This is a genomic window from Dawidia cretensis, assembly GCF_018598175.1.
In the GTDB taxonomy this organism is placed as follows: domain Bacteria; phylum Bacteroidota; class Bacteroidia; order Cytophagales; family Cyclobacteriaceae; genus Ohtaekwangia; species Ohtaekwangia cretensis.
In genome coordinates this window covers 1-260 of record NZ_JAHESE010000211.1, presented here as the reverse complement: position 1 = coordinate 260, position 260 = coordinate 1, and the positions used below count along the sequence as shown (strand labels likewise).

The following is a 260-nucleotide window of genomic DNA, read 5'->3' as shown; positions in this document are numbered from 1 at the left end:
ATCCCGTATGTGCATTGAAATCTTCACCCGGAATGAGGCTATTTGACTTCAGAAAGTTTGCTATGTTCGAGAATCTCGATGACTTTCCAAAGGCAACATGTTCTAGTACGTGAGAAAGGTTAATCTCCTTCCTTTTCTCTGCAAGATATCCGGTCTTGACTATTAAGCGGAGTTCAACCTTACCAGTGCGACCGTCATTTTGCCTAACATAGTAGGTCAGGCCATTGGCCAGTCGACCATGCCTGACCAGTGGATCAAGC

The 260-nt window shown here is 45.4% G+C and carries 1 protein-coding gene; it reads right to left on the bottom strand.

Annotated elements, in window-relative coordinates; all coding sequences use genetic code 11:
• Window positions 1-220 (bottom strand): insulinase family protein (locus KK062_RS31170; RefSeq protein WP_369075198.1); only part of this gene is annotated, 220 nt, incomplete at its 3' end.
• Between the last annotated feature and the right edge of the window lie 40 nt (window positions 221-260).